At 71.9% G+C, this 22508-nt stretch carries 20 protein-coding genes; 16 read left to right on the top strand and 4 right to left on the bottom strand.

Translation table 11 applies throughout. The features are described 5' to 3' along the window. Positions 1 to 21 precede the first annotated feature (21 nt). Positions 22 to 1008: an LLM class flavin-dependent oxidoreductase gene (locus ACIA6C_RS05430; RefSeq protein WP_399273077.1), complete on the bottom strand. Its 987-nt coding sequence runs from the start codon at positions 1006 to 1008 to the stop codon at positions 22 to 24. 61 nt (positions 1009 to 1069) lie between these two features. After that, the gene (locus ACIA6C_RS05425; RefSeq protein WP_399273075.1) at positions 1070 to 2515 is read right to left on the bottom strand and encodes a cytosine permease; all 1446 of its coding nucleotides are present in this window, start codon (positions 2513 to 2515) and stop codon (positions 1070 to 1072) included. 135 nt (positions 2516 to 2650) lie between these two features. On the opposite strand from ACIA6C_RS05425, the gene ftsY reads away from it, so the two are divergent. After that, positions 2651 to 3874 (top strand): signal recognition particle-docking protein FtsY, encoded by a 1224-nt coding sequence (gene ftsY, locus ACIA6C_RS05420; RefSeq protein WP_399273073.1) that lies wholly within the window; start codon positions 2651 to 2653, stop codon positions 3872 to 3874. An 82-nt stretch (positions 3875 to 3956) separates the two neighbouring features. Here ftsY and ACIA6C_RS05415 read toward each other — a convergent pair whose 3' ends face one another. Continuing rightward, complete coding sequence (locus ACIA6C_RS05415) at positions 3957 to 4625, bottom strand: bifunctional DNA primase/polymerase (protein WP_361128089.1); 669 nt, start codon at positions 4623 to 4625, stop codon at positions 3957 to 3959. A gap of 407 nt (positions 4626 to 5032) precedes the next feature. On the opposite strand from ACIA6C_RS05415, the gene ACIA6C_RS05410 reads away from it, so the two are divergent. From ACIA6C_RS05410 to ftsH, 6 genes are all read left to right on the top strand, one after another. Then, on the top strand, positions 5033 to 6559 hold the full coding sequence (locus ACIA6C_RS05410; RefSeq protein WP_399273071.1) for a hypothetical protein: 1527 nt from the start codon (positions 5033 to 5035) through the stop codon (positions 6557 to 6559). Positions 6560 to 6976: 417 nt separating this feature from the next. Then, positions 6977 to 8323: an ammonium transporter gene (locus tag ACIA6C_RS05405; RefSeq protein WP_361128083.1), complete on the top strand. Its 1347-nt coding sequence runs from the start codon at positions 6977 to 6979 to the stop codon at positions 8321 to 8323. Further along, entirely contained in the window at positions 8320 to 8658 is a 339-nt protein-coding gene (locus ACIA6C_RS05400) for a P-II family nitrogen regulator (protein ID WP_361128080.1), read from the top strand. Before ACIA6C_RS05405 ends, ACIA6C_RS05400 begins: the two co-directional genes overlap by 4 nt. 16 nt (positions 8659 to 8674) lie before the next feature. Beyond that, positions 8675 to 11116, top strand: coding sequence for a [protein-PII] uridylyltransferase (locus ACIA6C_RS05395; RefSeq protein ID WP_399273068.1), 2442 nt, complete (start codon positions 8675 to 8677; stop codon positions 11114 to 11116). A gap of 115 nt (positions 11117 to 11231) precedes the next feature. Continuing rightward, positions 11232 to 12806 (top strand): signal recognition particle protein, encoded by a 1575-nt coding sequence (gene ffh, locus ACIA6C_RS05390; protein WP_361128074.1) that lies wholly within the window; start codon positions 11232 to 11234, stop codon positions 12804 to 12806. 184 nt (positions 12807 to 12990) lie between these two features. Continuing rightward, positions 12991 to 14916 (top strand): ATP-dependent zinc metalloprotease FtsH, encoded by a 1926-nt coding sequence (gene ftsH / locus ACIA6C_RS05385; protein ID WP_399273066.1) that lies wholly within the window; start codon positions 12991 to 12993, stop codon positions 14914 to 14916. Positions 14917 to 14967: 51 nt separating this feature from the next. On the opposite strand, the gene ACIA6C_RS05380 is transcribed toward ftsH, so the two are convergent. Further along, on the bottom strand, positions 14968 to 15636 hold the full coding sequence (locus ACIA6C_RS05380; protein WP_399273064.1) for a methyltransferase type 11: 669 nt from the start codon (positions 15634 to 15636) through the stop codon (positions 14968 to 14970). A gap of 140 nt (positions 15637 to 15776) precedes the next feature. Here ACIA6C_RS05380 and proS point away from each other — a divergent pair, with 140 nt between their 5' ends. The 9 genes from proS (at position 15777) to lepB (ACIA6C_RS05335) (ending at position 22508) form a co-directional block, all read left to right on the top strand. After that, on the top strand, positions 15777 to 17189 hold the full coding sequence (gene proS, locus ACIA6C_RS05375; protein WP_366079898.1) for a proline--tRNA ligase: 1413 nt from the start codon (positions 15777 to 15779) through the stop codon (positions 17187 to 17189). Between the two features lie 200 nt (positions 17190 to 17389). Further along, positions 17390 to 17989, top strand: coding sequence for a hypothetical protein (locus ACIA6C_RS05370; protein WP_388010606.1), 600 nt, complete (start codon positions 17390 to 17392; stop codon positions 17987 to 17989). Positions 17990 to 18238: 249 nt separating this feature from the next. Next, positions 18239 to 18679 (top strand): 30S ribosomal protein S16, encoded by a 441-nt coding sequence (gene rpsP / locus ACIA6C_RS05365; protein WP_136213353.1) that lies wholly within the window; start codon positions 18239 to 18241, stop codon positions 18677 to 18679. Between the two features lie 2 nt (positions 18680 to 18681). Next, complete coding sequence (locus ACIA6C_RS05360; protein ID WP_030011889.1) at positions 18682 to 18921, top strand: RNA-binding protein; 240 nt, start codon at positions 18682 to 18684, stop codon at positions 18919 to 18921. 80 nt (positions 18922 to 19001) lie between these two features. After that, on the top strand, positions 19002 to 19568 hold the full coding sequence (gene rimM, locus ACIA6C_RS05355; protein ID WP_361128061.1) for a ribosome maturation factor RimM: 567 nt from the start codon (positions 19002 to 19004) through the stop codon (positions 19566 to 19568). Continuing rightward, complete coding sequence (trmD, locus tag ACIA6C_RS05350; protein ID WP_361128058.1) at positions 19568 to 20389, top strand: tRNA (guanosine(37)-N1)-methyltransferase TrmD; 822 nt, start codon at positions 19568 to 19570, stop codon at positions 20387 to 20389. The genes rimM and trmD overlap by 1 nt, the downstream gene beginning before the upstream one ends. Before the next feature lie 133 nt (positions 20390 to 20522). Continuing rightward, positions 20523 to 20873 carry a 50S ribosomal protein L19 gene (gene rplS, locus ACIA6C_RS05345; protein WP_136213356.1) on the top strand — a complete coding sequence of 117 codons (351 nt, stop codon included), beginning with the start codon at positions 20523 to 20525 and terminating at the stop codon, positions 20871 to 20873. A 44-nt stretch (positions 20874 to 20917) separates the two neighbouring features. Next, on the top strand, positions 20918 to 21640 hold the full coding sequence (gene lepB, locus ACIA6C_RS05340) for a signal peptidase I (RefSeq protein ID WP_361128055.1): 723 nt from the start codon (positions 20918 to 20920) through the stop codon (positions 21638 to 21640). Further along, positions 21633 to 22508, top strand: a complete 876-nt coding sequence (gene lepB / locus ACIA6C_RS05335; RefSeq protein ID WP_361128052.1) for a signal peptidase I — start codon at positions 21633 to 21635, stop codon at positions 22506 to 22508. The genes lepB (ACIA6C_RS05340) and lepB (ACIA6C_RS05335) overlap by 8 nt, the downstream gene beginning before the upstream one ends.

Raw genomic sequence — 22508 nt, 5'->3', positions numbered from 1 at the left:
CTTCGACAGGTACTGCCCCGCTCAGCCTTTGAGCCGGGGCAGTACCTGTTCGCACAGCAACTGCAGACTGCGCCACCCCTCGTCGACGGGCATCCCGCCGCACAGCGGGTGCAGCACCAGGTTCCCCGCCTCGCCCGCGCCGCGGGCGTACGCCAGCGCCTGCGCCGGGGTCAGGACCCGGTAGACGCCCTCCTCGCGCAGCTCCGCCACCGACCTGGCCGCCGAGCGCACCGCACTGCGGATGTCCTTGGACTGCCAGGACGCGTACGTCGCCGCCTCGTGCAGGAAGCACTCGCCGTGCTCGGCCCAGACCCGGTCCGGGTCCTCCGCGATGTGCAGCAGCGGCGTCTCGACGGCGGGCATCATGCAGAACCCCTCCGTGCCGTACTCCGCCAGCTTCGAGCGGTAGTACGCCTCCAGCTCCGGGAGGTGCGCGCTCGGGAAGAACGGCAGCCCCAGCCGGGCCGCGCGCCGGGCCGCCGCCTGGGAGCTGCCGCCGACCAGCAGCAGGGGGTGCGGCTGGGTGAACGGCCGCGGGGTGACCCGTACCGTGCGGCCGCGGAAGGTGAAGGGTTCGCCGGTCCATGCCCTGAGCAGCGTCTCCAGCAGCTCGTCCTGGAGCTTGCCGCGCCGGCCCCACTCCACCCCGTGCTGCTCGTACTCCTGCGGCCGGTACCCGATGCCCGCGACCGTCACCAGCCGGCCGCCGCCCAGCAGGTCGAGGACGGCGATGTCCTCCGCGACCTTCAACGGGTCGTGGAGCGGCCCGATGATCGCCGAAACGGTGACGGCGATCCGGCGCGTGGCCCCGAACACGGCGCCGGCGAAGGCGAAGGGCGAGGGCAGCCAGTTGTTGCCGGTGCCGTGGTGCTCCTCGGTCTGGATGGTGTCGACCCCGCGGTCGTCCGCGTACCGGGCCATCTCCAGCGCGGCCCCGTAGCGGGCGCGCAGGCTCTCGGGAGTGCCGTTCGGGTCGACCAGATTGAACCGGGCCACGGTGACGGGCATGGCGGAGTCCCCCTTCGCCGGTGGGATGCGCGGGCGAAGGGGGACGTTAGCTGACGTGGCGTCAGTTGGACAGGGATCCGGCGAGCGCCGGCTCCGACGCCTCGGCCGGCCCCGCGGGCGGCGCGCTCCGCGGCAGGACGGCGTACAGCACGCCGGAGGTGAGGATGCCGACCACCCAGCCCAGCCCGTTGCGTCCGGCCCAGGTCCCGGACAGCGGTCCGGCGAACCAGTCCACCTTCGTGAACAGCAGGCCCACGACCAGCGCCGCGCCCCAGGCCGTCATGGCCTGCCAGGCGAAACCGCCCCGGTACCAGTAGGCGCTGCCCGGCGTCGTGTCCAGCAGCGCGGGGCCGTCGTAGGTCGTACGCCGCAGCATGTCCACGCCGAAGACGCCGATCCACGCGGAGAAGGCCACGGCCAGCAGCGTCAGGAAGGAGATGAACGAGCCGAAGAAGCTCTTGGCGACCACCATCAGCAGGAAGCCGAACACCAGGCTGATGACGGCGTTGACGCTGACGGCCCAGGCGCGCGGCACCTTGATGCCCAGCGTCTGAGCGGTGAAGCCGGCCGAGTACATGGACATCGAGTTGATCAACAGCATGCCGACGAGGGCGATCAGCAGGTACGGGACCGCCAGCCAGACCGGCAGCAGCTCGCCGATGAAGGAGACCGGGTCCGCGGCGCTCGCCAGGTCGGGGGTGCCGACCGCCATCACCGCGCCCATCAGCACCATGGGCAGGACGACGATCCCCGCGCCGCCGATCGTCGCGCCGACCATGCCCTTCGCGGAGGCGGTGCGCGGCAGGTAGCGGGTGAAGTCGGGGCCGGAGGGGACCCAGCTGATGCCGCCGGCCGCGATCGTGCCGATGCCCGCGATCATCATGGCGGTGGAGCCGGCCGGCTTGTCGAAGACGGCCGCCCAATCGGTCGTGAGGACCAGATAGCCGAGCACGAGCACGCTGAACGCGCCGAACAGGTACGTCGACCACTTCGAGCAGACCCGCAGCGCGTTGATGCCGAGCCCCGAGACCACGAACGTGCAGCTGACGAAGAACAGCAGGGTGACGACGATCAGCGGGGTGTTGGCCCGCACGCCGAAGAGCAGGTCGAGCACGGTCAGCACGGCGTAGGCGCCGCTCACCGCGTTGATGGTCTCCCAGCCCCAGCGGGCCACCCAGATCAGCGCGCCGGGGAAGAGATTGCCGCGCTGCCCGAAGACGGCCCGCGAGAGGGCCATGCCGGGGGCTCCGCCGCGCTTGCCCGCGATCGATATCAGCCCGACCATCCCGTAGGAGACGACGGGCGCGGCGAGCGCGACGACGAGCACCTGCCAGATGTTCAGCTTGTTGAAGATCACCAGCCCCGCGCCCATGGTCAGCAGCAGCACGCTGATGTTGGCGGCGACCCAGGTGGGGACGAGTTCGCGGACACGGCCGCCGCGCTCGCTGTCGGGGACGGGCTCCAGACCGCGGGTCTCGACCGCGGACTCTGCGGGCTCGGCAGGCATGCACTACTCCGGGGGACGTGGGGGAGTCGTACATCATGGTATTTACACCCGGAAAAGCACAAATTGAGGATTCGCGCCCCGGGCGCAGCTCCGGCTCACGGGCCCCGGGGCACCTCACGCCATACTGGGTGGGTTATGGAAATCCTCATTCTCGTTGTAGTCATCGCCCTGGTCGCGGTCGGCGCGATCAGCGGGCTCGTGGTCAGCAGCCGCAAGAAGAAGCAGCTGCCGCCCACGGCGCCGCCGAGCACGCCGACCATCACTGCCCCGCCCGCCGAACCGCAGGTGGGGGAGGACGCCGCACCGACGGCGGAAGAGCCGCGCCGCACGATCGAGGAGGTCGAGCTCCCCGACGCGCAGACCGCCGTCGAGTCGCCGGTCGCCGTCGAGGACCCGGTGGTCGGGCAGGCGCCCGCCCCCGAGATCGAGGTGCCCGAGCCCACCGCCGGCCGCCTGGTCCGGCTGCGCGCACGGCTCGCCCGTTCGCAGAACTCGCTCGGCAAGGGGCTGCTCACGCTGCTCTCCCGCGAGCACCTCGACGAGGACACCTGGGAGGAGATCGAGGAGACCCTCCTCATCGCCGACGTCGGCGTCGCCCCGACCCAGGAACTGGTGGACCGGCTCCGCGAGCGGGTCCGGGTGCTCGGCACCCGCACCCCCGCCGAACTGCGCACCCTGCTCAAGGAGGAGCTGCTGACCCTGGTCGGCACCGACTTCGACCGCGCCGTGAAGACCGAGAGCGGCGTCGACACCCCCGGCGTCGTGATGGTCGTCGGCGTCAACGGCACCGGCAAGACCACGACCACCGGCAAGCTGGCCCGGGTGCTGGTCGCCGACGGCCGCAGCGTCGTGCTCGGCGCGGCCGACACCTTCCGCGCCGCCGCCGCCGACCAGTTGCAGACCTGGGGGGACCGGGTCGGCGCGCGCACCATCCGCGGCCCCGAGGGGGGCGACCCCGCCTCGATCGCGTACGACGCGGTCAAGGAGGGCATCGCCGAAGGCGCGGACGTCGTGCTCATCGACACCGCCGGCCGGCTGCACACCAAGACCGGGCTCATGGACGAGCTCGGCAAGGTCAAGCGCGTCGTGGAGAAGCACGGTCCGCTGGACGAGGTCCTGCTCGTCCTCGACGCGACCACCGGGCAGAACGGCCTGACCCAGGCGCGCGTCTTCGCCGAGGTCGTGGACATCACCGGCATCGTGCTGACCAAGCTCGACGGCACCGCCAAGGGCGGCATCGTCGTCGCCGTCCAGCGCGAGCTGGGCGTCCCGGTCAAGCTCATCGGCCTCGGTGAGGGCCCGGACGACCTGGCCCCCTTCGAGCCGCAGGCGTTCGTCGACGCCCTGATCGGCGACTGAGGGCTCGCGCCGGCACCGCCGTACGCAGACCTGTGCCCCCGCATCCGGTCCGGACGCGGGGGCACAGGTCTGCGTACGGGGTTCAGCGGCGCAAGCGGTGGCAGATGTACGCGAGCGTCCCCAGCAGCAGCCGGGCCTGCGGCGGCCCGCCCACGCAGTCGAGCGTGGGCGGGCGCAGCCAGAGCGCCGGGCCGAGCCCCGCGTGGTCGCAGGGCGGGGCCGTCAGGAAGGCGCCCGTCCCCAGGGCGCGCAAGTCCAGATCGGCGTCGTCCCAGCCCATCCGGTAGAGCAGCTGCGGCAGCCCGGCGCAGGCGCCCGGCGCCACGAAGAACTGCGCGCGGCCGTCCGGGGTGACGGTGACCGGCCCGAGCGGCAGGCCCATCCGCTCCAGCCGGACCAGCGCCCGCCGGCCGGCCTCCTCGGACACCTCGATGACGTCGAAGACGCGGCCGACGGGGAGCAGGACCGCGGCGCCCGGGTACTCGTCCCAGATCTCGGCGACCTCGTCCAGGGTCGCCCCCGCGGGCACGGTGGGTGCGAAGTCCAGCGGGTGCGCCCCCGGCGCGGGGCAATTCGTATGACCGCAGGAGCAGTCGCGGCCGGGTGCCGCGGCGCGGGCACCGGGGACCGCGTCCCAGCCCCACAGTCCGGTGTACTCGGCCACCGCCGTGCACTCCGAGGTCCGTCCGCGCCGCCGCGAGCCGGAACGGAACTCCTTGGTGCTGCGGCTGCCGCCGATCGTGAAGCCCATGCCCATGCCCCCTCCAACGGGTCGGACGCGCCGGTGGTTACGACGCCGGCGAGACCTGCTGTCCGGTGGGGCGGGGGTGAGGCTCGCGTCAGGGCCGCCCGGCGCACTCCTCGCCGCGCGCGCCCCGGCCGCACTCCCGTCCAACCATTCCGTTTCGCCTTCCTGTCAAGTGAATCGCGCCTGGCCGGTGGCGAGTTCATTCGAAGGGGTGGCGAATGGTGGCGTTTCCACGGCCCGCCTCGCATGAGGGGTGATCGTAGGATTACTTTCGGTGCACGAACCCCGGAGGCGGGTCCATCCGTGGGTATGCCGGAGGCAATACGTGAAGGACTTGTGAAGTCCCTGGCGGTGACCTCCGGACCGGCCAGGGTTTGTGTGGAAGAGGCTTAACGGATGGGGGCGTTCCAGTGAGCGGCAACGGCGCAAGCGGAACGAACGGGCAGTCGCCCGCGTCCTCGGAGGCGTCCTCGGAGACCGTCGTCCGCAACGAACAGCTGACCTCCTGGTTCGTGCGCAGCGGCTGGTCCAAGGGCGAACTCGCCCGCCAGGTCAACCGCCGGGCCCGCCAGATGGGCGCCCACCACATCAGCACCGACACCTCGCGCGTGCGCCGCTGGCTCGACGGTGAACAGCCGCGCGAGCCCGTCCCGCGCATCCTGTCCGAGCTGTTCTCCGAGCGCTTCGGATCCGTCGTCGCCATCGAACAGCTCGGTCTGCGCACCGCGCACCAGACCCCCTCCGTGTCCGGAGTCGACCTGCCCTGGGCCGGACCGCAGACCGTCGAGCTGCTCAGCGAGTTCTCCCGCAGCGACCTGATGCTGGCCCGCCGCGGCTTCCTCGGGACCTCGCTCGCCCTGTCCGCCGGCCCCGCCCTCATCGAGCCCCTGCAGCGCTGGCTCGTTCCGGTCCCGGCCGCCGACCCCGCGTCGCGCGGCGGGGGCGGACCCGCGGCCCCCACCGGGGGCTACCGGCCGGCCGGGCTCTCCGATCCGGAACTCGACCTGCTCGAAGCCACCACCGTGATGTTCCGCCAATGGGACGCCCAGTGCGGCGGCGGCCTGCGCCGCAAGGCGGTCGTCGGACAGCTCCACGAGGTCACCGACCTGCTCCAGGAGAGCCACCCGGCGCCCGTGATGAAACGTCTGTTCAAGGTCGCGGCCGAACTCGCCGAACTGGCCGGCTGGATGAGCTACGACATCGGGCTGCACCCCACCGCGCAGAAGTACTTCGTCCTCGCCCTGCACGCCGCCAAGGAGGGCGGGGACAAACCCCTCGGCTCGTACATCCTCTCCAACATGGGCCGCCAGATGATCCACCTCGGGCGCCCCGAGGACGCCCTGGAACTCATCCACCTCGCCCAGTACGGAAGCCGCGACTGCGCCGGGCCCCGCACCCAGGCCATGCTGTATGCGATGGAGGCCCGCGCGTACGCCAACATGGGCCAGCCCAGCCGCTGCAAGCGCGCCGTGCGGATGGCCGAGGACACCTTCGGGGACGTCGGCCTCGGCGGTGACGAGCCCGAGCCCGACTGGATCCGCTTCTTCTCCGAGGCCGAGCTCAACGGCGAGAACTCCCACTCCTACCGCGACCTGGCCTACGTGGCCGGGCGTAGCCCCACCTACGCCTCCCTCGCCGAACCCGTCATGGAGCGGGCCGTCGAGCTGTTCGCGAAGGACCCCGAGCACCAGCGCTCGTACGCCCTGAACCTCATCGGCATGGCCACCGTCCACCTCCTCCAGCGCGAGCCCGAGCAGGCGACCGTCCTGGTCGACCAGGCCCTGGACGTGGCGCGAAAGGTGCGGTCCGAACGGGTGAACACCCGCCTGCGCAAGACCGTCGACACCGCGGCCCGTGAGTACGGCGACGTCGCCGACGTGGTCCGGCTGACCGATCACCTCGCCTCCCGGCTCCCCGAAGCGGCGGAGGCCGTCTGACGGCCCTGGCAGCCGTCCCCCAAGCCCCGGCCGCGGCGGCCGACCCCGTGAAGCCCGAACAGGCTCCCCCAGCCAGGCCACCCGGGTCCCCGCCGCGGCCGGCCTGCGTGTGCGCCCGAACCGTGTTCTGCGCCCGAACCGGCCTGTGCGCCTGAACCGGCGCCGCTCTCGCGGAGGGGCTGCCCCGCCGTCGCGGTGCCTCGATCGGCGGTCGCCGTGTTCATCGTGCCGTAACAGCCCGCACGTCTTCGTCACGGCGGCGAAACATCGAGCGGCGGCGCCGGAAACCGGGCTGCGCGAATCTCAGGGGCATTAACCGGCCAGCCTCTAGGCCCACACCAGCAGGCCTTATGCCCCGCGCCGCTTAGGTAGCCACGATCGCCCGCACGCGAACGTACCGACGACGAGGAGACGCCGATGGCATCAGCCATCACGACCCTCGCGGCAGACGCCCCGGCCCTGTCTGCCGCGAACACCGGGTTCATGCTCATCTGCTCCGCCCTGGTCATGCTGATGACCCCGGGACTGGCCTTCTTCTACGGAGGCATGGTCCGCGTCAAGAGCAGCCTCAACATGCTCATGATGAGCTTCATCAGCCTCGGGATCGTCACGATCCTGTGGGTCCTCTACGGATTCAGCCTCGCCTTCGGCACCGACGCGGGCTCGCTCATCGGCTGGAACTCCGACTACGTCGGACTCAGCGGTATCGGCATCACCGAGCTCTGGGACGGCTACACCATCCCGGTATACGTCTTCGCCGTCTTCCAGCTGATGTTCGCCGTCATCACCCCGGCCCTGATCAGCGGCGCCCTCGCCGACCGCGTCAAGTTCAGCGCCTGGGCCCTGTTCACCGCCCTGTGGGTGAGCCTCGTCTACTTCCCCGTCGCCCACTGGGTCTGGGGTACCGGCGGCTGGCTCTTCAAGCTGGGCGTCATCGACTTCGCGGGCGGTACCGCCGTCCACATCAACGCCGGCGCCGCCGCCCTCGGCGTGATCCTCGTCATCGGCAAGCGCGTCGGCTTCAAGAAGGACCTGATGCGCCCGCACAGCCTCCCCCTGGTCATGCTCGGGGCCGGTCTCCTCTGGTTCGGCTGGTTCGGCTTCAACGCCGGATCCTGGCTCGGCAACGACGACGGCGTCGGCGCCGTCATGTTCGTCAACACCCAGGTCGCCACCGCCGCCGCCATGCTCGCCTGGCTCGGGTACGAGAAGCTGCGCCACGGCTCCTTCACCACCCTCGGCGCCGCGTCCGGCGCGGTCGCCGGCCTCGTCGCGATCACCCCCTCCGGCGGCTCCTGCTCCCCGCTCGGCGCGATCGCCATCGGCGCCATCGCCGGCGTCGTCTGCGCCATGGCCGTCGGCCTCAAGTACAAGTTCGACTTCGACGACTCCCTCGACGTGGTCGGCGTCCACCTCGTCGGCGGGATCATCGGCTCCCTCCTCGTCGGCCTCTTCGCCACCGGCGGCGTCCAGTCCGACGCCAAGGGCCTCTTCTACGGCGGCGGACTGGACCAGCTCGGCAAGCAGGCCGTCGGGGTCTTCGCCGTCCTCGCCTACTCTCTCCTCGCATCCGCGCTCCTCGCCTTCCTGCTCGACAAGACGATCGGGATGCGGGTCACCGAGGACGACGAGGTCTCGGGCATCGACCAGGTCGAGCACGCCGAGACCGCCTACGACTTCAGCGGAGCGGGCGGCGGCGCCTCCTCCCGGAGCACCGCCGTACCCGCCCACGTTGCCGCCGCGACCAAGAAGGTTGACGCATGAAGCTGATCACCGCGATCGTCAAGCCGCACCGGCTCGACGAGATCAAGGACGCCCTCCAGCGGTTCGGGGTCCAGGGACTCACGGTCTCCGAGGCCAGCGGCTACGGCCGCCAGCGCGGCCACACCGAGGTGTACCGCGGCGCCGAGTACACCGTGGACCTCGTGCCGAAGATCCGCATCGAGGTGGTCGTCGAGGACGACGCGGCCGAGGACGTGATGAACGTGCTGGTCACCGCGGCCCACACCGGCAAGATCGGTGACGGCAAGGTGTGGAGCGTCCCCGTGGACTCGATCATCAGGGTCCGCACCGGCGAGCGCGGCGCGGACGCGCTCTAGGCGACGGGAGCCCCGGGTGACGAGTGTGGAGAACACGACCGCCGGACCGTCCGGCCCGGACGGGGACGGCCCGGTACCCGGCGGCTACGCCGAGGCCCGGCTGCGACTCCTCCAGGAGGAGACGCGGTCCGGGCCCGCCCGGCGTTCCGCCCTGGCCGCCCTGACCGACGACTGGCTCGCCGCCCTCTTCGCGCGGGCCGTACGGGAGACCGGCGTGCGCGGGGCGGCCCTGGTGGCGGTCGGCGGCTACGGCCGGGCCGAACTCTCCCCCCGCAGCGACCTCGACCTGCTGCTCCTGCACGACGGCAAGGCCGCCGCCAAGGCGCTGGCCGCGCTCGCCGACCGCCTCTGGTACCCCGTGTGGGACCTCGGCGTGGCGCTGGACCACTCCGTGCGCACCACAGGCGAGGCCCGCAAGACCGCCGCCGAGGACCTCAAGGTGCAGCTCGGGCTGCTCGACGCCCGGCCCCTCGCCGGCGACGCGGGACTCCTCGCCGGGCTGCGCACCGCCGTCCTGGCCGACTGGCGCAACCAGGCGGGCAAGCGGCTCCCGCAGCTGCACGCCCTGTGCCGGGAGAGGGCCGAGAAGGCCGGGGAGCTGCGCTTCCTGCTGGAACCCGACCTCAAGGAGGCGCGCGGCGGGCTCCGCGACGCGGCCGCCCTGCGGGCCGTCGCCGCGTCGTGGCTGGCCGACGCCCCGCGCGAGGGGCTGGCGGAGGCCCGCCGCAGGCTCCTCGACGCCCGGGACGCCCTGCACCTGGTGACGGGCCGGGCCACCGACCGGCTCTCCCTCCAGGAACAGGACCAGGTCGCCGCCCGGCTCGGACTGCTCGACGCGGACGCGCTGCTGCGCGAGGTGTACGAGGCCGGCCGGGTCATCTCGTACGCCGGGGACGTCACCTGGCGGGAGGTCGGGCGGGTGCTGCGCTCCCGGGCGGCCCGGCCGAGGCTGCGCGGCCTGCTGCTGGGCACGCGCGGGCCCGCCGTGGAGCGGGCTCCGCTCGCCGAGGGCGTCGTGGAGTCCGACGGCGAGGCCGTGCTGGCCCTCGCCGCCCGGCCCGACCGGGACCCGGTGCTGGCGCTGCGCTTCGGGGCGGCCGCCGCCCAGGCAGGCCTGCCGGTCTCGCTGCACTCCGTACGCCGCCTCGCCGCCCAGGGCAAGCCGCTCCCGGTGCCCTGGCCCGCGGAGGCGCGGGAGCAGCTGATCACCCTGCTCGGGGCGGGCGAGCCGACGGTCGGGGTGTGGGAGGCGCTCGAAGCCGAGGGGCTGATCACCCGGCTGCTGCCCGACTGGGAACGGGTGCGCTGCAGGCCCCAGCGCAACCCCGTGCACACCTGGACGGTGGACCGGCACCTGGTGGAGACGGCGGTCCGGGCCGCCGCCCTCACCCGCCGCGTCAGCCGCCCGGACCTGCTCCTGATGGCCGCCCTCCTCCACGACATCGGCAAGGGCTGGCCCGGCGACCACTCGCTGGCCGGGGAGACCATCGCCCGCGACATGGCCGCGCGGGTCGGCTTCGACGCCGAGGACGTGGCGGTGCTCGGCGTCCTCGTACGCCACCACCTGCTGCTCATCGACACCGCCACACGGCGCGACCTGGACGACCCGGCCACGGTCCGGGCGGTGGCCGAAGCCGTCGGGTCGGCGGGCACGCTGGAACTGCTGCACGCGCTGACCGAGGCCGACGCCCTGGCCACCGGCCCGGCGGCCTGGAGCGCCTGGCGGGGCTCGCTCGTGGCGGACCTGGTGGCCCGGGTCGGCGCGGTCCTCAAGGGCGCGGCCCCCGCCCCCACCGAGCTGGGCATCCCGGTCACCGAACAGGAACGCCTGGCGGTGGAGGCGCTGCGCACCGGGGAGCCGGTGCTGGCCCTGGAGACCCGCCACGAGGAGGACGCGGTCGGAGTGGACCTGGTCGTGGCCGTTCCCGACCAGCCCGGGGTGCTGCCCGCGCTGGCCGGGGTGCTGGCACTGCACCGGCTCACCGTCCGGGCGGCCGACCTGCGCTCGCTGGAGCTCCCGGACCGGCTGGGGGAGGTGCTGGTGTTCCGTTGGCGGGTGGCCGCCGAGTACGGGGCCCTGCCGGAGGCCGCCCGGCTGCGCACGGACCTGGTGCGGGCGCTGGACGGCTCGCTGGACGTCCCGGCGAAGCTGGCCGACCGCGAGGCCGCGTACCCGCGGCGGCGCGGGGTGGTCCCGCCGCCGCCCCGGGTGACGGTGGTCCCGGACGTCTCCTCGCTGGCCACCGTCCTGGAGGTGCGGGCGCCCGACGCCGTGGGACTGCTCCACCGGATCGGCCGGGCGCTGGACGCGGGCGGTGTCCGGGTCCGCAGCGCGCACGTCTCCACGCTCGGCGCGAACGCGGTGGACACCCTGTACGTGACCGACCCGGACGGCAAACCCCTGTCTCCCGCGGCCGCCGCATCGCTCGCCCGCGAGGTCGGGACCAGCCTGCGCTGAGGGCGCCCGGTGGTGGGCCCCCGGACCGGAGACGGACCGCAGGGCCCACCACCGGGAAAGGGCCGATACCCTGGGGGACGACCACACGCCCCCGACCCGAGGAATCGCGACCACCGTGTTCGATACGCTTTCCGACCGCCTCAGCGCGACCTTCAAGTCCCTCCGGGGCAAAGGTCGCCTCTCCGAGCAGGACATCGACGCTGCGGCGCGGGAAATCCGTATCGCCCTCCTCGAGGCCGACGTCGCGCTCCCCGTCGTCCGTTCCTTCATCGCGAACGTCAAGGAACGGGCGCGCGGCGAAGAGGTCAGCAAGGCCCTCAACCCCGGCCAGCAGGTCCTCAAGATCGTCAACGACGAGCTCGTCTCGATCCTCGGCGGCGAGACCAGGCGGCTGCGTTACGCCAAGACCGCGCCCACCGTGATCATGCTCGCCGGTCTCCAGGGTGCCGGTAAGACCACCCTCGCCGGAAAGCTCGGCCTCTGGCTCAAGGGACAGGGCCACACCCCGCTGCTCGTCGCCTGCGACCTCCAGCGCCCCAACGCCGTCAACCAGCTGAGCATCGTCGCCGAGCGGGCCGGGGTCGCGTTCTACGGCCCGCAGCCGGGCAACGGCGTCGGCGACCCGGTGCAGGTCGCGAAGGACTCCGTCGAGTACGCGCGCAGCCGGCAGCACGACATCGTCATCGTCGACACCGCCGGCCGCCTCGGCATCGACCAGGAGCTGATGCAGCAGGCCGCGGACATCCGCGACGCCGTCAGCCCCGACGAGATCCTCTTCGTGGTCGACGCCATGATCGGCCAGGACGCGGTCAACACCGCCGAGGCGTTCCGCGACGGCGTCGGCTTCGACGGCGTCGTCCTCTCCAAGCTCGACGGCGACGCCCGAGGCGGTGCCGCGCTCTCCATCGCGCACGTCACCGGCAAGCAGATCATGTTCGCCTCGAACGGTGAGAAGCTCGACGAGTTCGACGCCTTCCACCCCGACCGCATGGCGGGCCGGATCCTCGACATGGGTGACATGCTCACCCTCATCGAGCAGGCCGAGAAGACCTTCTCGCAGGCCGAGGCCGAGAAGATGGCGGCCAAGCTGGCGAAGGGCCCCAAGGAGTTCACGCTCGACGACTTCCTGGCCCAGATGGAGCAGGTCCGCAAGATGGGCTCCATCTCCAAGCTGCTCGGCATGCTGCCCGGCATGGGGCAGATCAAGGAGCAGATCAACAACATCGACGAGCGCGACGTCGACCGCATGGCCGCCATCATCAAGTCGATGACCCCGGCGGAGCGCCAGGACCCGCACATCATCAACGGCTCCCGCCGCGCCCGTGTCGCCAAGGGTTCCGGTGTCGAGGTCAGCGCGGTCAAGAACCTGGTCGAGCGGTTCTTCGAAGCGCGCAAGATGATGTCCCGCATGGCCCAGGGCGGTGGCATGCCGGGCATGCCCGGCATCCCCGGGATGGGCGGCGGCCCCGGCCGGCAGAAGAAGCAGGTCAAGCAGGCCAAGGGCAAGCGCAAGAGCGGCAACCCGATGAAGCGCAAGCAGGAGGAGGCCGCGGCGGCGGCCCGGCGCGAGCAGGGGCCGCAGGCGGCCGAGCCGGCCGTCGGCGGCAACCCGTTCGGGCTGCCCGCGGGCGGGGCGCAGCCCGGCCAGGACTTCGACCTTCCGGACGAGTTCAAGAAGTTCATGAAGTAGCGGCTGACGCGCTTCACCGAGTGACGGCGGCACGGCGGCGAGACACCGTGCCGGAGGGGCCCTGGCCGGCCCGAGCGGGACCAGCCGGCCGGGGCCCCCCGCCGTTCCCGGGAGCCGCTCCCCAGGGGGCAATGGTCCGGTATCTCCCTTATGGTCGGCCGGGAGGACGGCAGAAGGAGGCCCCGTGCCCAGCCCCACCCCCGCACCGCCCCGTGACCGGGCCGACACCCCCTGGCGTTCCGAGGGCGCGCCGCCCACCCCGCCGCCGAGGAAGAGGATGGCCGGCGGCTGGCGCGGGCTGATCCTCGCCGCCCTGATCGTCTTCCTGATCACCAACCTGGTGCTGTCGTTCTACAACGAGGGCGACGAGCCGACGGTCTCCTACACCGAGTTCAGCAGACAGGTCGCGGACGGCAACGTCTCGAAGATCTACTCCAAGGGCGACGCCATCCAGGGGCAGCTCAAGGCCAAGGCGCCCAAGCCGGACGGCGGCAAGGGCGACTACACCAAGTTCGTCACCCAGCGCCCCGCCTTCGCCGACGACGACCTGTGGGCCAACCTCACCAAGCACCAGGTCACGGTGACCGCCTCGCCCGTCGTCGTGCAGCGCAGCTTCCTCGCCAACCTCCTCATCTCGCTCGCGCCCATGCTGCTGCTGGTCCTGCTGTGGGTGTTCATCGCCCGCCGGATGGGCTCGGCCATGGGCGGCGGCCTCGGCGGACTGGGCCGCAAGGCCCCGCCGAAACCGGTGGAACTGGAGACGGGCGCCAAACGCACCACCTTCGAGGACGTGGCGGGGATCGACGAGGTGGAGGGCGAGCTCAACGACGTGGTCGACTTCCTCAAGAACCCGCAGGCCTACCGCAAGATGGGCGCCCGCATGCCCGGCGGGGTCCTCCTCGCCGGGCTGCCCGGCACCGGCAAGACCCTGCTCGCCCGCGCGGTCGCCGGAGAGGCCGGGGTCCCCTTCTTCTCCGCCTCCGCGTCCGAGTTCATCGAGATGATCGTCGGAGTCGGTGCCTCGCGGGTCCGCGAACTGTTCACCGAAGCCCGCAAGGTCGCCCCCGCGATCATCTTCATCGACGAGATCGACACCATCGGGCGGGTGCGCGGCGCCGGCGGAGGACTCGGCGGCCACGACGAACGCGAACAGACCCTGAACCAGATCCTCACCGAGATGGACGGCTTCTCCGGCTCGGAGGGCGTCGTCGTCCTCGCCGCCACCAACCGCGCGGACGTCCTGGACCCCGCGCTGACCCGGCCGGGCCGCTTCGACCGCCTGGTGCAGGTCTCCCCGCCCGACAAGAGCGGCCGCGAGGCGATCCTGCGCATCCACACCCGCGAGATCCCCCTCGCCGAAGGCGTGGACCTGGGCCGGGTCGCCAGTACGACACCGGGCATGACCGGCGCCGAACTGGCCAACCTCGCCAACGAGGCCGCCCTGCTGGCCGTCAAGCGCAAGCAGACGCAGGTCACCCAGGCCGACCTCTCCGAGGCCCTGGAGAAGGTGCAGCTCGGCGCGGAACGCCCCCTGGTCATGCCGCTGGAGGAACGGCGCCGCACGGCCTACCACGAGAGCGGCCACGCCCTGCTGGGCATGCTCCATCCCGGCGCCGACCCCGTCCGCAAGATCACCATCGTCCCGCGCGGGCGGGCCCTGGGCGTCACCCTCTCCACCCCCGACGCCGACCGGTACGCGTACACGGAGGAGTACCTGCGCGGGCGCATCATCGGCGCGCTCGGCGGCATGGCGGCCGAGCAGGTCGTCTACGACGTGATCACCACGGGCGCCGAGAACGACCTCGAACAGGTCACCAACCTCGTGCGCGGCATGGTCGGCCGGTGGGGCATGAGCGAGCGGGTCGGCCGCCTGACCGCGATCCCCTCCGACGGGCAGAGCGCCTACGGGCTCTCCGCCGCGCCGGCGACGCTCGACGCCGTCGACGCCGAGATGCGGCGGATCGTGGACGAGTGCTACGTGGAGGCCTGCCGCCTCCTGCGGGAGCACCGCTCGCAGCTCGACGACCTCGCCGAGGCCCTGCTCGCCGCCGAGACCCTGGACGAGGCCGCCGCCTACGCCGCCGCCGGCATCCCGCGCCTGTCGAAGTGACCGCCAGGCGCGGAGCCGCCGGGTCTCGGCGAGCGCGGGCGATGCCGGGTGTCAGCGGACGCGGGCGATGACGTAGCGGAAGATGTTCGGCAGCCACACCGCGCCGTCGGGCCGCTCGTACGGGTGAAGCGCCTCCGTCAGCTCCTTCTCCACCTGCGCCGGGTCGGAGGCCGGCTCGTACAGCCCCGTCGACAGCAGCCCCCGTACGGCGCTGTCCACATCCGCGTAGCCGAACGGGCAGAACACCCGCCCCGACCCGTCCGGGACCAGCCCCGCACCCGCCGCCAGCGCGTCCAGGTCCCGCGGCGAAGGCCCGGCGCCGAGCACCACGGGAACCGTGCACCGCTCCGCGGGCCCCCAGCCCGCCAGGACCACCGCGCCGCCCCGGCGGACCGCCGGCAGGGCCGCGGCCAGAGCCCGGGCGCCGGGCGAGAAGGCCAGCAGGACGTCGTAGGGCCGCGCGGCCGACGGCGGGTCCGCCCGCACCTCCAGCAGCCGCTCACGGGCCAGCGCGCGCCGCGCCGCATCCGCCTCCACGCCCGTGACGGCGGCCCCGCGCCGTTGCGCCAGCAGGAGGGCCAGCCCGGCCCCGCACCCCAGGCCGAGCAGTCGGGCCCCGGGCCCGACCTCCAGCCGGTCGTAGACCGCCTCGTACAGCGGTACCAGCATCCGTTCCTGGATCTCGGCCCAGTCCCGGGCGACGAGCGTCGTCGTCGGCATCGGTGTCATCGAATGAGCGCTCCTGATTCCATGTCGCCCCCCTGCCCCCGTTGCCAGGGAACTCCCCATCGGCCCTCCCGTCCAGAGGAGTGCGCCACCCGATTCACGCATCGAGCGCCCGGCGCCGTACCATTCGCGCCATGGCAAAGGCACCCGTTCTCACCCCCCAGGCGGAGGATTTCCCCCGCTGGTACCAGGATCTGATCAACAAGGCCGAGCTGGCCGACAACGGTCCGGTACGCGGCACCATGGTCATCCGGCCGTACGGCTACGGGCTGTGGGAGCGGATGCAGCAGGAGATGGACGCGCGCATCAAGGACGCGGGCGCCCAGAACGCGTACTTCCCGCTGTTCATCCCGCAGTCCTACCTGACGAAGGAAGCCGAGCACGTCGAGGGCTTCGCCCCCGAGCTCGCGGTCGTCACGCACGGCGGCGGCAAGGAGCTGGAAGAGCCGGTCGTCGTCCGGCCCACCTCCGAGACGATCATCAACGACTACTTCTCCAAGTGGGTCCAGAGCTACCGGGACCTGCCCCTGCTGATCAACCAGTGGGCCAACGTGGTCCGCTGGGAGATGCGCCCGCGCGTGTTCCTCCGTACGAGCGAGTTCCTCTGGCAGGAGGGCCACACCGCCCACGCGACCTACGAGGACGCCCGCGACTACGCGGCGCGCATCCACACCGACGTGTACGGCGACTTCATGACGAACGTGCTCGGCATCGACGTCGTGCTCGGCCGCAAGACGGCCAAGGAGCGCTTCGCCGGCGCCATCAACACCCTCACGCTGGAGGGGATGATGGGCGACGGCAAGGCCCTCCAGCTGGGTACGAGCCACGAGCTGGGCACCAACTTCGCCAAGGCCTTCAACACCCAGTACCTGTCGAAGGAAGGCAAGCAGGAGCTCGTCTGGCAGACCTCGTGGGGCGTCTCGACCCGCATGGTCGGCGGCCTGATCATGTCCCACGGCGACGACAACGGCCTGCGGGTGCCGCCGCGCCTCGCGCACGTCCAGGTCGTCGTCATGGCGATCAAGGGCGACGAGGCCGTGGCCAAGGTCCGCGAGCTGGGGGCCCAGCTCAAGGCCGCCGGGATCCGGGTCCAGGTCGACGACCGCGTGGACACCCCCTTCGGGCGCCGCGCCGTGGACTGGGAGCTCAAGGGCGTGCCCGTGCGCGTCGAGATCGGCCCGCGCGACCTGGAGAACGGCACCGCGATGCTGGCCCGCCGGATCCCCGGCGGCAAGGAGGCCGTGCAGATCTCCGCGCTGGCCGACCTGCTGCCCAAGGTGCTGGAGGAGGACCAGGCGCAGCTGCTGCGCGAGTCCCGCGAGCGCCGTGAGGCCCGTACCTCCGACGTCGCCACGATCGAGGAGGCCGCCGAGGCCGCCATCGCCGGCGGCTGGGCGCGCATCCCGTGGGCGGATCTCGGTCCCGAGGGCGAGGCGAAGCTGGCCGAGCAGGCCGTCTCCGTGCGCTGCCTGATCGCCGCGGACGGCTCCGTGCCGGAGGCGGACGACGCTCCCGGTACCCTCGCCATCGTGGCGCGCTCGTACTGATCGACGCTTGATCTCTCCTACGCCCCCGGCGTGCGTTCCGCCGCGCGCCGGGGGCGTAGTTGTCCTTACGTACCGACTCCTCCTGGGATATGCGCACCCGTCCTCGTCAGGACGCATCAGACTGAACTGACTGGTACGTGCAAAAAATTTGGAATGGCCCGGAATCGGAACACCAGGGCACCTCGGCTCGTTGTCACGACGTGAGCACGACACCACCTGTTCTCGCCGCAGAGCTGGCGCAGGCGTGGGCCGACATTCAGCGGTACCACCCCGAGCTGCCTGACCTTGCCGCGCCCGAGTCCCTGATCGGAGAGTCGTCGTCCGCCTGCGGCGCCGAACTCTCCTTCGAGCGACTGCTGCACGAGGCAGTCCACGGCATCGCCGCCGCCCGTGGAGTCCGCGACACCTCGCGGGCCGGCCGCTACCACAACCGCAGATTCCTCGCGATCGCCGAGGAGATGGGGCTGGACCACTCCGAAGAGCCGCACGCCAGCAGCGGTTTCTCGCTGGTCTCCCTCAGTCCCGAGGCGAAGAAGCGCTACCGCCCGACGATGGAACGGCTGCAGCGGGCGCTCAAGGCGCACACCGTCGCCACGGCCGCCGACACCAAGCGCAGCTTCCGGGGACCGGCCGCGCGGCACGGCTCCTCGGGCGGCGGCGTCCGGGTCAAGGCGGTCTGCGACTGCGGGCGCAACGTGCGGGTCGTCCCGTCGGTGCTGGCCCAGGCGCCCATCGTCTGCGGGGGCTGCATGAAGCCGTTCCGGATCCCCGAGGTGGCCGTCGCGGCCGCCGCCTCCTGAGCCGCGGGCGCGAACGGGGCGCGGCGTCCGGCTGCGTCCGTTCCCGGCGGACCCTCCGGTCAGGCCTGCGCCCGGCACCCCTCACGGCCGAGTGCGACGCAGGCATGTGGCACAATGGCTAGCTGTACTCGACAGTCGCACAGGACCCCTCTCTCCTCCGGCTGACGCGTCCATCGGGCACCCGAGTACCGCAACCCCACGTGGCATCTCATGTGCCCAACCACGTCAAGTTCAGGAGACACCACTCCAGTGGCAGTCAAGATCAAGCTCAAGCGCCTCGGCAAGATTCGCCAGCCGCACTACCGCATCATCGTCGCCGACGCCCGCACCCGCCGGGACGGTCGCGCGATCGAGGAGATCGGTATCTACCAGCCGACCTACAACCCGTCGCGCATCGAGGTCAACGCCGAGCGTGCGCAGTACTGGCTGTCCGTCGGTGCCCAGCCCACCGAGGCTGTGCTCGCCATCCTGAAGCTGACCGGTGACTGGCAGGCCCACAAGGGTCTCCCCGCCCCCGCGCCGCTGCTCCAGCCGGAGACGAAGGAGAGCAAGCGTCGCTCCTTCGACGAGTTCGCCAAGGCCCTCGAGGGCATCGGCGAGGGCAAGGGCGAGGCCATCACCCAGAAGGCGAAGAAGGCCGACAAGAAGGCGGACGAGGCTGAGGCCGCCGCCGAGTCGACCGAGGCCTGATCATGCTCGAGGAGGCTCTTGAGCACCTCGTGAAGGGCATCGTGGACAACCCCGACGAAGTGCAGGTCGCCTCGCGCAACCTGCGCCGCGGACAGGTGCTCGAGGTCCGGGTCCACCCGGACGACCTCGGGAAGGTGATCGGCCGCAACGGCCGCACCGCACGTGCGCTGCGCACCGTCGTGGGCGCGATCGGCGGCCGGGGGATCCGCGTCGACCTCGTCGACGTGGACCAGGTCCGCTGAACAGTTGAACCACCGGCACGGGCCGGGGAGGGCGAATGCGCCCGCCCCGGCCCGTCGTCGTCTGAACAGGAGACAAGACAGTGCAGCTGGTAGTCGCGCGGATCGGCCGCGCCCACGGGATCAAGGGTGAGGTCACCGTCGAGGTGCGGACCGACGAGCCCGAACTGCGGCTCGGACCGGGCGCCGTGCTCCAGACGGAGCCGGCGTCGGCGGGCCCGCTGACCATCGAGACGGGCCGGGTGCACAGCGGACGCCTGCTGCTGCGCTTCGAGGGGGTCAAGGACCGCACCGGTGCCGAGGCGCTGCGCAACATCCTGCTCATCGCCGAGGTCGACCCCGCGGAGCTTCCGGAGGAGGAGGACGAGTACTACGACCACCAGCTGATGGACCTGGACGTAGTACTGGAGGACGGTACCGAGGTCGGCCGGATCACCGAGATCTCGCACCTGCCCTCGCAGGACCTCTTCATCGTGGAACGGCCCGACGGCAGCGAGGTGATGATCCCCTTCGTGGAGGAGATCGTCGCCGAGATCGACCTGGAGGAGCAGCGCTGCGTCATCACGCCGCCGCCCGGCCTGATCGACGACCGCGCCGAGGTCGTTTCGAGCCGTGACGAAGAGGCCGCAGCCGCCGGGGACGACGCCTGATGCGTCTCGACGTCGTCACGATCTTCCCCGAGTACCTGGAGCCGCTGAACGTCTCCCTCGTCGGCAAGGCCCGGGCGCGCGGCCAGCTCGACGTGCACGTCCACGACCTGCGGGACTGGACGTACGACCGCCACAACACGGTGGACGACACCCCCTACGGCGGCGGCCCCGGCATGGTCATGAAGACCGAGCCGTGGGGCGAGGCCCTGGACGCGGCGCTGGCCGACGGGTACGAGGCCGGCGCACACGGACCGGTCCTCGTGGTCCCCACGCCCAGCGGGCGCCCGTTCACCCAGGAACTGGCCGTCGAACTGTCCGAACGACCGTGGCTGATCTTCACGCCGGCCCGGTACGAGGGCATCGACCGCCGCGTCATGGACGAGTACGCCACCCGGATGCCGGTGTACGAGGTCTCCATCGGCGACTACGTCCTGGCGGGCGGCGAGGCGGCCGTACTGGTGGTCACCGAGGCCGTGGCCCGGCTGCTGCCCGGGGTGCTCGGCAACGCGGAATCGCACCGGGACGACTCCTTCGCCCCCGGTGAGATGGCGAACCTCCTGGAGGGGCCCGTCTACACCAAGCCCCCGCAGTGGCGCGGCCGGGGCATCCCCGACGTCCTGCTGAGCGGGCACCACGGCAAGATCGCGCGATGGCGGCGGGATGAGGCCTTCCGCAGGACGGCCCGCAACCGGCCCGACCTGATCGAGCGCTGCGAGGCCTCCGCCTTCGACAAGAAGGACCGCGAGATCCTCAGCCTCCTGGGCTGGAAGCCGACCCCCGACGGCCGGTTTTGGCATAGGCCGCAGGCCGTGGAAGAATAGGCGGCTGTTGTGTGCTCGCGTACGCCCCTGCCACAGGGGGACCGTCGTCCGCGAGAGGGCGCAGCTCCCGAATTCTCTACGGAAATCCGCACCGGCGGCCTGTGGCGCCGTGCGAAGAAAGCAGACGAAGAACATGTCTCACCTGCTCGATGGCGTCAACGCCGCCTCGATCCGCTCCGACGTCCCGGCCTTCCGCCCGGGTGACACGATCAACGTGCACGTCCGCGTCATCGAGGGCAACCGCTCCCGTATCCAGCAGTTCAAGGGTGTCGTCATCCGTCGCCAGGGCTCTGGCGTCTCGGAGACCTTCACCGTTCGCAAGGTCTCCTTCAGCGTCGGTGTCGAGCGCACCTTCCCGGTGAACTCCCCGATCTTCGAGAAGATCGAGGTCGTCACCCGCGGTGACGTGCGTCGCGCCAAGCTGTACTTCCTCCGTGAGCTCCGCGGCAAGGCCGCGAAGATCAAGGAGAAGCGCGACCGCTGATCTCCCCTCCGGGTCCAGGGGGAGGCCGGATAGGCTCCCCCACGATGGACACCGAAGCAGAGCTCACCCAGCGCGGCCGCCCCACCCCCGACGAGGGGGAGGGGCGGCCGCGCCGTGCGTTGGCCCCCCGTGGGCTGACCTGGCGGCGGGCCGGGCTGCTGGGGCTCGCCTGCACCGTCTTCGTGCTGCTGCTCGGCAACTTCGTCGTACAGCCCTTCCTGATCCCCAGCCGCTCGATGGAGCCGACGCTGCGGGTCGGGGACCGGGTGCTGGTCGACAAGCTGGCGTACCGTTTCGGCGACCAGCCCAAGCGAGGTGACGTGGTCGTCTTCGACGGCACGGGCTCCTTCGTCCCGGAGCAGCCGCAGGGCGACCCGATCGGCTCCGCCCTGCACGACGCGGCCTCGGTGCTCGGGCTCGCGGAGCCCTCCGACACCGATTTCGTCAAGCGGGTCATCGGCGTCGGCGGCGACGACGTGGTCTGCGACGAGAACGGCCGGATGAAGGTGAACGGGGTTCCGGTGGACGAGCCGTACCTCTACCCGGGCGACACCTCCTCGAAGGTGCCCTTCCGGATCGTCGTGCCCCTTGGGACCCTGTGGGTCATGGGCGATCACCGGTCCCAGTCGAGGGACTCCCGGGACCACCTGGGCGAGCCGGGCGGGGGGATGGTGCCGGTGGACAAGGTGATCGGGCGGGCCGACTGGATCGGCTGGCCCATGTCGCGCTGGGGCGCGGCGCGGACCGCGGGGGGCGGACATGGGTAGCCGGGGGCGGCCGAGAGGCAGGCGCGACCGCGAGCGGGACCCCGAGCCGGAGCCGGAGCCCGAACGGGCCGCGCAGGCACCGCCGCAGCCGGAGGGCGGCCGGGCCGAGCGGCGCCGGCTGGCGCGCCGGGTCCGCCGGCGCAGACGGACCCGCAGGGCGGGGGAACTGCCCCTGCTGGTGGTCGTCGCGCTGTGCATCGCCCTGCTGCTCAAGACCTTTCTGGTGCAGGCCTTCTTCATCCCGTCGGGTTCCATGGAGCAGACGATCCGGATCGGCGACCGGGTCCTGGTCGACAAGCTCACGCCGTGGTTCGGCTCCAAGGTGGAGCGGGGCGACGTCGTGGTGTTCAAGGACCCGGGCGGCTGGCTCAAGGGCGAGGCGGCGCGGCCGGGCGAGGACCCGGTCGTCGTCAAGCAGATCAAGGAGACCCTGACCTTCATCGGGCTGCTGCCCTCGGCGGACGAACAGGACCTGATCAAGCGCGTCATCGGCGTCGGCGGCGACACCGTCAAGTGCTGCGACTCCCGGGGGCGCATCACCGTCAACGGGACGCCGCTGGATGAGCCGTACGTGAATCCGGGCAACGCCCCGTCGGAGATCACGTTCGAGGTGAAGGTGCCGCAGGGCCGGCTCTTCGTGATGGGTGACCACCGGGCCAACTCGGCCGATTCCCGCTACCACCTCGACGAGGGGTTCCAGGGCACCATCGACGAGAACGGAGTGGTGGGACGGGCCGTGGTGATCGCCTGGCCCTACGCCCACTGGCGCGAGCTGGAACAGCCCGCGACCTTCCTCACGGTGCCCGATCCGGCGCGGCGCGGACGGCGCGGACGCGGGGGACGGCGTCGGGGCACGCGGTTCGCATAG

This window comes from Streptomyces sp. NPDC051578 (genome assembly GCF_044454045.1).
Taxonomy (GTDB): domain Bacteria; phylum Actinomycetota; class Actinomycetes; order Streptomycetales; family Streptomycetaceae; genus Streptomyces.
This window is presented reverse-complemented; position numbering and strand designations above follow the sequence as displayed.

Bases quoted from the DNA above. Each gene is read 5' to 3' on its own strand.
- lepB (WP_361128052.1), top strand. From the start codon at position 21,633: ATGGGTAGCCGGGGGCGGCCGAGAGGCAGGCGCGACCGCGAGCGGGAC.
- proS (WP_366079898.1), top strand. From the start codon at position 15,777: ATGGCAAAGGCACCCGTTCTCACCCCCCAGGCGGAGGATTTCCCCCGC.
- lepB (WP_361128055.1), top strand. From the start codon at position 20,918: ATGGACACCGAAGCAGAGCTCACCCAGCGCGGCCGCCCCACCCCCGAC.
- ACIA6C_RS05360 (WP_030011889.1), top strand. From the start codon at position 18,682: ATGCTCGAGGAGGCTCTTGAGCACCTCGTGAAGGGCATCGTGGACAAC.
- ftsY (WP_399273073.1), top strand. From the start codon at position 2,651: ATGGAAATCCTCATTCTCGTTGTAGTCATCGCCCTGGTCGCGGTCGGC.
- ACIA6C_RS05430 (WP_399273077.1), bottom strand. From the start codon at position 1,008: ATGCCCGTCACCGTGGCCCGGTTCAATCTGGTCGACCCGAACGGCACT.
- trmD (WP_361128058.1), top strand. From the start codon at position 19,568: ATGCGTCTCGACGTCGTCACGATCTTCCCCGAGTACCTGGAGCCGCTG.
- ACIA6C_RS05405 (WP_361128083.1), top strand. From the start codon at position 6,977: ATGGCATCAGCCATCACGACCCTCGCGGCAGACGCCCCGGCCCTGTCT.
- ACIA6C_RS05400 (WP_361128080.1), top strand. From the start codon at position 8,320: ATGAAGCTGATCACCGCGATCGTCAAGCCGCACCGGCTCGACGAGATC.
- ACIA6C_RS05380 (WP_399273064.1), bottom strand. From the start codon at position 15,636: ATGCCGACGACGACGCTCGTCGCCCGGGACTGGGCCGAGATCCAGGAA.
- ACIA6C_RS05425 (WP_399273075.1), bottom strand. From the start codon at position 2,515: ATGCCTGCCGAGCCCGCAGAGTCCGCGGTCGAGACCCGCGGTCTGGAG.
- rplS (WP_136213356.1), top strand. From the start codon at position 20,523: ATGTCTCACCTGCTCGATGGCGTCAACGCCGCCTCGATCCGCTCCGAC.
- ACIA6C_RS05415 (WP_361128089.1), bottom strand. From the start codon at position 4,625: ATGGGCTTCACGATCGGCGGCAGCCGCAGCACCAAGGAGTTCCGTTCC.